General features: G+C 41.0%; 4 protein-coding genes. 3 read left to right on the plus strand and 1 reads right to left on the minus strand.

Features of this window, described 5'->3' with window-relative positions:
- The first annotated feature begins 79 nt into the window (after window positions 1-79).
- Window positions 80-1,009 (plus strand): polysaccharide deacetylase family protein, encoded by a 930-nt coding sequence (locus tag FJR06_RS16995; protein ID WP_168651865.1) that lies wholly within the window; start codon window positions 80-82, stop codon window positions 1,007-1,009.
- A 399-nt stretch (window positions 1,010-1,408) separates the two neighbouring features.
- Here FJR06_RS16995 and gltB read toward each other — a convergent pair whose 3' ends face one another.
- Complete coding sequence (gene gltB, locus FJR06_RS17000; RefSeq protein WP_168651866.1) at window positions 1,409-6,100, minus strand: glutamate synthase large subunit; 4,692 nt, start codon at window positions 6,098-6,100, stop codon at window positions 1,409-1,411.
- Between the two features lie 1,135 nt (window positions 6,101-7,235).
- Between gltB and FJR06_RS17005 the strand changes: the two genes are divergently transcribed.
- Both FJR06_RS17005 and FJR06_RS17010 read left to right on the plus strand, forming a co-directional pair.
- A complete protein-coding gene (locus FJR06_RS17005) occupies window positions 7,236-9,086 on the plus strand; it encodes a phosphodiester glycosidase family protein (protein WP_168651867.1) in 1,851 nt (616 codons plus the stop codon).
- A gap of 227 nt (window positions 9,087-9,313) precedes the next feature.
- Window positions 9,314-9,730 (plus strand): cupin domain-containing protein, encoded by a 417-nt coding sequence (locus FJR06_RS17010; RefSeq protein ID WP_015078106.1) that lies wholly within the window; start codon window positions 9,314-9,316, stop codon window positions 9,728-9,730.
- Window positions 9,731-9,802: the final 72 nt, after the last annotated feature.

Here is a 9,802-nt window from a genome sequence, read left to right on the forward strand (position 1 = left end):
TTTAGAAAAATGTGTTATAACCTACCGTCAGAGCCATCACTACCATCATTGGTTGCTCACCCCTTGAAGGAGTTACACTGTGGAAAATAATAAGTCATTTTTGGGAACGCAGGGAATATTAATTGGATTAATTGGACTAACTGGTACTTTAAGCATTGCTTTGATGATTCTATTCAAAGCGAAAATCTCTGATGCTCAAAACCAAAACGTCATTGTTAAAAATAAAGATATTGCTGCTAATGTCAAAACTCAGCAGCGGTTAGAGGAATTTAAAACAGAAATGCTCACCAGTTGGCAACAAGAAGCACAAGCCAAAGGGTTTGCTACTGATGTACCACCTAAATTTCAAGGGATTGTAATTAGCGAAGCTAAACTTCCTCCAGAAAAAAAAGTTATTGCCTTAACGTTTGATGATGGTCCTTGGCCTAGTAGTACCGCAAAAGTATTAGATATTCTCAAAAAAAATAATATCAAAGGTACATTTTTCGTTGTTGGCCAAAATGTCAAGAATTATCCCGATTTAACAAAGCGGGTAGTTACAGATGGTCATATTATTGCTAACCATACTTGGCATCATTGGTATCATCACATGAATGCACAGACAGCAGCTTACGAAGTTGCTAATACAACAGACATAATTTATAAGACTACTGGTATAAAAACCAGTCTGTTTCGTCCACCAGGAGGAAACATGAGGAATGGAGTAGCGGCTTATGCTAAAAGCAATAAATATGCTGTTATTATGTGGTCGTCTGATTCTATGGACTATTCACGTCCGGGTGTGCCAAGACTAATTAATAACATATTTAGGGAAGCTAAACCAGGGGGTATTGTGTTAATGCACGATGGTGGTGGCGATCGCTCTCACACTGTCAAAGCCTTACCAGAAATCATTAGCAAGTTCCGTAAACAGGGTTATGAATTTGTCACTGTTCCCGAACTGTTAGAAATGCAAGATCAATATCCACACTTAGTTGCCCAAAAATCCCAGAAATCTCAGAAACCTTAAAGAAAAATGTCTGATAGCGTAGCGTGGTGCAAGCTATATCAGGATAACCACCGATTAAAGAATAAACAGAATGAATACAAACAAAGTATTTAATTAAATCCTGTAAATCCTTAAATCCTGTAAATCCTGATTCAGACAAAAAAGAATTAAAGAATAAACAGAATGAATACAAACAAAGTATTTCATTAAATCCTGTAAATCCTTAAATCCTGTAAATCCTGATTCAGACAAAAAAGAATTAAAGAATAAACAGAATGAATACAAACAAAGTATTTCATTAAATCCTGTAAATCCTTAAATCCTGCAAATCCTGATTCAGACAAAAAAGAATTAAAGAATAAACAGGATAAATACAAACAAAGTATTTCATTAAATCCTGTAAATCCTGATTCTGATAAATTACACAGAACTTAACTGTTTTTCCTCAGTTTTTGCCTCGGGACTATCAGCTTCAGAAGGTGGTACTAATTGCCAGAACTTAGGTAAATATTCTGCCCAATTGGCGATAATTTCCTGGGCTTTAGGTGAACCAGTGCGACGCTCGTGAGTTTTAATGAGATCATACAATTGTTGTCTGCCCACATCACTTACAACTCGTTGCACCTTGACAATGGCATGATTAACTAAATCAGGGAAATTACCAGTTTCATCCAAGAAATAAGCTAATCCGCCAGTCATTCCTGCACCCACGTTGCGGCCAACCTTACCCAGAATAACAATCACACCACCAGTCATATACTCGCAGCAATGATCACCAGCCCCTTCAATCACGGCTGTACCTTTAGAGTTCCGCACCGCAAACCGTTCTCCAGCTAAACCATTGGCAAATAACGCCCCACCTGTCGCCCCATAAAGGCAGGTATTCCCCACAATCACGTTTTCTGCTGGGTCATAAGTGGCATTTGCTGGGGGCTGAATAATAATTTCCCCACCGTTCATTCCCTTCCCTACATAGTCGTTAGCTTCCCCTACCAGGTTGAGAATCACACCATCGAGGTTAAATGCGCCGAAGCTTTGCCCCACACTTCCTTGGAAATTCAGGTTTATTTGCCCTGTAAAGCCGTTGTCACCATGTCGAGATGCGATCGCTCCAGTCAACCTTGTACCGACGGTTCTATCGGTATTGACGACGGTAACGGTTTTACTAACTGTGCCATTTCTCTTAATTGCCGTTTGAATATCTGCATCTGCTAGTAACTGATCATCCAACACTGGTCCATTACTGTGAACTTCTTCATGTACTAACCAACTACGATTAGTTTTTGTGTCTGGTAGTTTAGTTAAACAATCCAAATTCAAAGCTTGGGTTTTATTCAGTTTGACTTCAGAACGCACCGTTAATAAATCAGCGCGGCCAATTACTTCTGATAAAGAACGATATCCCAATTTAGCCAACAGACTCCGCACTTCTTCCGCAATGAAGTAGAAGAAGTTGACAACGTGTTCAGGAATGCCGGTAAACCGTTTCCGCATTTCTTCCTTCTGAGAAGCTATCCCCACAGGACAATTATTAGTGTGGCAAATCCGCGCCATAATGCAGCCTTCCGCAATCATGGCTATCGAACCAAACCCAAACTCCTCCGCCCCCATTAACGCCCCAATCAGGACATCCCAGCCGCTTTTCAGACCACCATCTACACGCAAGATGACGCGATCGCGCAACCTATTTTCCATCAAGACCCGATGTACTTCTGTTAAACCCAGTTCCCAGGGACTACCTGCGTGTTTAATCGAAGAAAGCGGTGATGCACCAGTACCACCATCATGACCCGAAATTTGGATAATATCGGCGTTAGCTTTAGCTACACCCGCCGCAATTGTCCCAATTCCAATTTCTGCGACCAATTTCACCGAAACTTGGGCTTTCGGGTTAATTTGGTGCAAGTCAAAAATCAACTGGGCTAAGTCTTCAATGGAATAAATATCATGGTGTGGTGGTGGAGAAATCAAAGTTACACCGGGCTTAGAACGGCGCAACATGGCAATATAGGGGCTTACCTTGGGTCCTGGTAACTGTCCACCTTCTCCTGGTTTTGCACCTTGGGCAATTTTGATTTCTAATTGTTGGGCTGTAGCTAAGTATTGGGGAGTAACGCCGAACCGTCCCGATGCAATTTGTCTAATGGCACTTGCAGCCGTATCACCATTTTTCAACCCATTGAGATGAGGAAGCGTCGCAGATTTACCAGCCGTATCCACATCATTTAAAACGTTGTAACGAACTGGATCTTCTCCACCTTCACCAGAATTAGATTTACCACCAATGCGATTCATAGCGATCGCTAAAGTTTCATGTGCTTCTCGTGATAACGCCCCTAAAGACATTCCACCCGTACAGAAACGTTTAACAATATCATTAATTGACTCTACCGAATCTATTGGAATTGATGAGCGCTCGCTGTGGAAGTCTAGCAAATCACGCAACGCCGTCACCGGACGATTATGCAGATGTTGTTTATAAACCTCATAATGGTCATACTGCTTACCATTGACAGCCTTATGCAGCGACTTCGCTAATTCTGGGCTATTCATGTGGTATTCACCACCGGGACGGTATTGCACAAAACCTAAGTTTTCCAACTTCTTCGCCGTCAATTCTGGGAAAGCCTTACTGTGGAAAGATAGTACCTCTTGCGCTAACTCACTCACACTTAAACCACCAATGCGGGAAGTTGTCCCCCGGAAACCCAAAGCTAATAAATCACCACCAATTCCAATCGCTTCAAATATTTGCGCTGCTTGATAACTGGAAAGTAGGGAAATTCCCATCTTAGAAAGGATTTTCAGCAAACCCGATTCTATAGCTTTGCGATAATTTTCTCTGGCTTGGTTTAAAGTCAAAGTGGCAATTTTGCCCCTAGTCATAAACTGCTGAGTTTTAGGTTCATGCCACCAAGCAGTTACAGTATCTAAAGCCATATAGGGACAAACCGCACCCGCACCATAACCCAACAAACAAGCAAAATGATGGGTACTCCAACATTGGGCTGTATCCACAATCAAGGATGTTTTCATCCGTAACCCTTCACGGATTAAGTGATGATGAACCGCACCAATGGCTAATAAAGGAGGAATATAGGTATATTCTGCTGCAATCCCTGTACCTGTTCTGTCACTTAATATGAGCATCTTCGCACCAGCCCGCACCGATTCCGCAGCTTGTTTTTGCAAAGATTCCACAGCCGTTTTTAAACCATTTGGGCCTGTGGCTATGGGGAATAAAGTTGACAATTCAGCCGTTGCAAATCCTGACAACTTAATAGTTTCCAACTCTGTTTGAGTCAGTACAGGAGACTCCAACTTGAGTCTGCGGGCGTATTCTGGCTTGGGTTCTAATAAATTCCCCTTTTCACCCAATTCTACCGTCAGAGACATCACCAACTTTTCCCGTAAAGGGTCAATTGCTGGATTGGTAACTTGAGCAAATCGCTGTTTAAAATAGTCATACAGCAAATGGGATTTTTCTGACAATACCGCTAAAGGAATATCATCTCCCATACAGAAAGTTGCTTCTGCACCAGTGCTGGCCATGGGGTGAATCACCATTTCCACATCTTCTATGGTGTAGCCAAAGGCAATTTGCTGTTGTAATAAAACTTGGGGATCAATTTTGTCAGTGGTCAGTTGTTCGTTGTTCGTTGACAAATGCCCATTACCATTACCGTTACCATTGCCATTAACTACAGACTGACCCTTCACTAATTTACTCAATTCTTGGCGATGCTGTTGCAACCATTCCCCATAGGGATGCTGTTTAGCAATGCGTTGTTTAATTTCCCAGTTCTTGAGAATTTCCTGGGTATTTAAATCCACCGCAATCATTTGTCCAGGGCCAAGTCTACCTTTTTCGAGAATATTCTCTTCCGGGAAATCTACAACTCCAGCTTCGGACGCAACAACGATATAATCATCTTTGGTAATGACATAACGTGCAGGTCTTAAACCATTACGATCTAATGTCGCCCCAACTTTTTTACCATCGCTAAATACTAACAGTGCAGGTCCATCCCATGATTCTTGCAACCCGCTGTAATATTCATAAAAATCCACAATTTCGGGATATTCAGCCAAGGAAGGTTGATTTTTATAAGCTTCAGGAACCATCATCATTAACCCTTCTAAGGGGCTGCGTCCCGAACGCACCAATAACTCTAGTACATTGTCTAAAGTAGCGGAATCGCTATTATTAACGTTTACCAATGGCTTGAGTTCGTCAAACCTGTCTTCCCAAATCGGATGACTAAGGGTAGCTTCCCGTGCCATCATCCAATTAATATTCCCCAATAGGGTATTAATTTCTCCATTGTGACCTAATAGCCGCATGGGTTGGGCTAAAGGCCATTTAGGCATGGTATTGGTACTAAATCGGCGATGATATACCGCAAATGCCACTTTAAAAGCCGGATTTTTGAGATCTTCGTAAAAATCCCCCAAGACAGCGGCACGCACCATGCCTTTATAAACAATTGTCCGGCTAGACAAGGAACAGATGTAGAAATCCTCAGAAATTCTTCTTCCCGCTTGCATAATGCGTTTACTGGCAATATACAATTCTCTTTCTAGTTCATCACCGCTTTTATCAGCACAATCAATTATCACCTGTTCTATTTGGGGTTGATTTTCTTTAGCTTGCACCCCTAATACTTCTGGACACACTGGAACTACTCGCCAGCCCAGTATATTTAATTTTTCTTCTGCTGCGATTTGCTCAAATGCAGTTTTAGCAGCTTTGGCGGCTGTTGCGTCTTGGGGAAAAAATATCATCCCCACAGCCATATTACTCAGCTTGGCAAAATCAATGCCATGATTCTTGTCTTGTGCCAATAATTCCCAAGGAATCGCTGTTAATATCCCCGCACCATCTCCAGAATCTTGGTCAGCACTACAACCCCCTCTATGTTCTAAGCAAGTTAAAGCAGTTAAGGCTTGATCCAAAATTTCATGACTGGCAATATTTTGACGATGGGTAATAAACCCGACTCCACAAGCATCCCTTTCTTCTACTAACCACTTTTGTCCTGGATATGTATCTGGAAAATTAGTATCTGACACTGTAATTTGCTGACCCTGATTCGATGGTTGATGATTCATACTCTATTCCTGAAATGTTGAGGTACAGATGTTGTTATTACTGCTAAAGGGAAATTTTCTCAGTTTTGGCACTGGATAAAAATACATAATTACCAAAGTTTAGAGATAACAATTTTAGCTTGACGTTTAACTAAAGCTGTGTTATCAATACCTATTTATTTTTTGTTTGTTTACAAGAATACTCGGTAATTTTAATCCCCGTCATCAATTCTTACTCAATTTCTATTTTCTCTTGTCATAATTTAGCATTTTATGGATAATATTACCTATACAGGAAGCAATACTACTCGGTTAAGCATGAAAAGTCATTATATGGTAGGTTGGGTTGAGGAACGAAACCCAACCTTATCAAGGATTTTGTTTGGTTTCGCTGTCGCTCAACCCAACCTACATTTCCTTAACCGACAAGTATTGATACAGGAAGGGTAATCAACCTGTCTAAAAACCCAATTACTGCCTAAATCGCAGACACTATACCTTGACAATTAAACGGCGGTTGCTCTACTTGGTGAGACCCCACCTCTGGTTTAGAAAACGCAAGGAATCTAAATTAAGTGGTTTCGGTGAACCAAGAATCTCACTGACTTTAGCCGCTGAGAGTGTCAATGCACTATATAAACAAACTACCCTAATCCAGAAGAACCTGTAAATCCAACGGTTTTGAAGTTTGCAGTTTTTTTGCTCACGGCTTACACCATGCAAGCTATTCTTGTTCTTGGCTGATTACTGATAGCTCCCAAAAATTAGCCTATTTTCACTATATGCCCATTTGACAATTCCTAAAACATATCTATTTTTCCCTGTATTCTGGCTGTTTATTCATGACCAACCACAGGAACTTGAGATTTTAGATTCAAACCCCAAAACCTAAAATTTTAGAGATGAGGATAGGGTGTCCGAATTTCACCTTTAACCCCCAACAGTATCATAGCAGGCTCCAATTAATTTGTATTATTTAAGACAATTGCAGCTAGTATTTTTAGCATAGTAACTGCCTGCTACTCTGAATAAGAGACACAGACCCAAGATAAATAATATCACGAATATTTCTAAAAAAGGTAATTATTTTTTAAATTTTCTGATAAATTTTCGCTAGGCTGGGTTTTGATTGATAACTTTTAAAAATACCCAGTCAATGATCTTGAAAATCCTAAATTCTGTATTACCGCTACTGTCAACAACGCTGTGTTTGACTGCTACTTATAGGGTATTTGCTCAAAATACTCCTAGTTTACCAAATCCCGTTCCCAGTGCCGTTAGTGCTGGTAATCAAATTATTCTCAATGGGCGGATTTTACCGGGAGCATGGTTACAACCAACAGCAACCACCATTAAAGGACAAACTTATCTAAGTGATGGTGCAGTTAAGCAATTAATAGGGATAGATTTACTCAATAGCAGTAATCCTGGCAAACAACCAGTACAGTGGTTTTCTGGCTTGACAAATCCCCCCATTCTCAATACCAATCTCAGCGAAGGATATCGCTATTTAGATATTACTCAATTAGCCCAAACAGCTAAATGGCAAATCCAAGCTAATGGTAGCACTTTAGTAATTTCTACTCCCCCTTCTCAACTGAAAAATATCCGTCTCGGTAAACAACCAAAAGGAGATAGAGTTGTCCTCGATTTAGATATAGCGACCCCTTGGCAAATTCGACAAGAATTACCAGTTAAAAAAGTAGTAGATCCTGATGAGATTATCCCTAAATCTACCACACCACCCAATCGAGAATGGACTCTCACCCTAGATGGTATTGCTGATCCGACTTTAATACAACGCTATAACTCTCAACCCATTACACCACCCATTCCCGCATCAATAGTTCAAAAAGTGGAAGTGGTTAATAATCAAACAATTGTCCGTCTTAGTATTCCCTTTGGTCAGTCTCTACAAGTTAAGACTATTCCCCAACCAAATCGCCTAGTTATTGATATTCAACCTGATGCCATGGTAGAAAAAACTATTGCTTGGGCGCAGGGATTACAATGGCGACAGCAGTTGGTAACTTTAGGAACAGATCGCTTTCCTGTGGTTTGGCTAGATATTAACCCTCGTGCTATAGGATTAAGCATTAAGCCTATATTAACTAATCCGCAAACATTAACTGGGACTGCCCCTTTGTTGCTAACTGCTCAAAATTACTTAGCAGTAGCCGCAATTAATGGTGGTTATTTTAACCGCAATAATAAATTACCTTTAGGGGCAATTCGGCGAGATAATCAATGGATATCCGGTCCAATTCTCAACCGGGGAGCGATCGCTTGGAATAATAACGGACAATTTTATTTTGGTCGGCTGACCCTCACAGAAACCTTAATTACCAACAATAATCAACGTTTACCCATTTCCTTACTTAATACTGGCTATGTCCAACGCGGTATTGCTCGTTATACTCCAGTATGGGGAAATACTTATACACCTTTAGCTGATAATGAAATTATCGTAGTTGTGGAAAACAATCAAGTAATTAATCAGTTAGCAGGTGATAAAAGTGGTATAACTGCTATTCCCATTCCCCAAAATGGTTATCTCCTCATCTTCCGCAATCAGACACCACAATTACCCATGGGGACAAAAGTTTCCCTGACCAGCAACACCACCACACCTGAATTTAGTCGCTACCCCCACATTATGGGTGCAGGTCCCCTATTAGTCCAAAATCGGCAAATAGTCCTGGACGGACCAGCAGAAACATTCAGCCCTGCTTTTATGAAAGGTCAAGCAGTTCGCAGCAGCATTTGTACTACTTCCAGAGGTAATCTGATGATTGCTGCTGTACATAATCGGGCTGGTGGTGGTGGTCCAACCTTGGAGGAACAGGCAAAATTAATGCAAACAATGGGTTGTATCAATGCTTTAAATTTAGATGGTGGTAGTTCTACCAGTCTTTATTTAGGCGGTCAGTTACTTGACCGTTCCCCCAATACAGCAGCCCGTGTTCACAATGGGATTGGGCTTTTTATATCACCAAAGAGGCAATAGAGAATTTTTAACAACTGACCACTAACCACTGACAACTGACAACTGACCACCAACAAAAGAGATTATTTTTTGATGAAGACTTTGTGTGGACAGATTAGTTTCCGCCAGGGACTTTACCAGTCAAGGGTGAGTTTTGCTATCTTGATCAAAGTGGCTAAATCTGGCCCCCTTTTCCATCAACTGTTCCCACTAAAAACAGGTTTGTTATGTCTCCAATTGAGGTAACTATGGCTAAATTATCAGAAACTGCCCCAAATACTCTCACTCTGCAACCAACAATTAATTCTAGAAGTATTGCTGCTGGTGAATTACGTCCGTGGGGTTCGTTCACAGTCTTGGAAGAAGGGCGTGGATATAAAATTAAGCGAATTGAAGTCAAGCCCGGACATCGCCTCAGTTTACAAATGCACCACCACCGCAGTGAACACTGGATTGTTGTTTCCGGTACAGCTAAGGTAGTTTGTGGTGATCAAGAAATTTTACTAAGCAATAATCAATCTACTTATGTTCCCCAATGTACAACTCATCGGTTAGAAAATCCCGGTGTAATTCCCTTAATTTTGATTGAAGTCCAAAATGGCGAATATCTCGGAGAAGATGATATTATTCGCTATCAAGATGATTATGCCCGTTCGGACAAATAGGCAAGGGAGCAGGGGGAGAGAAATATTCTTTGACAACTGACCACTGTACGGGCGAAGCATTTGGAGAACTAT

Origin of the sequence: Dolichospermum sp. UHCC 0352, from assembly GCF_009711925.1 — a bacterium.
GTDB classification, from domain to species: Bacteria; Cyanobacteriota; Cyanobacteriia; order Cyanobacteriales; family Nostocaceae; genus Dolichospermum; species Dolichospermum lemmermannii.

Excerpts from the sequence above, each read along its gene's own strand:
- gltB (WP_168651866.1), bottom strand. The coding sequence starts at position 6,100 with ATGAATCATCAACCATCGAATCAGGGTCAGCAAATTACAGTGTCAGAT.
- FJR06_RS17005 (WP_168651867.1), top strand. The coding sequence starts at position 7,236 with ATGATCTTGAAAATCCTAAATTCTGTATTACCGCTACTGTCAACAACG.
- FJR06_RS17010 (WP_015078106.1), top strand. The coding sequence starts at position 9,314 with ATGGCTAAATTATCAGAAACTGCCCCAAATACTCTCACTCTGCAACCA.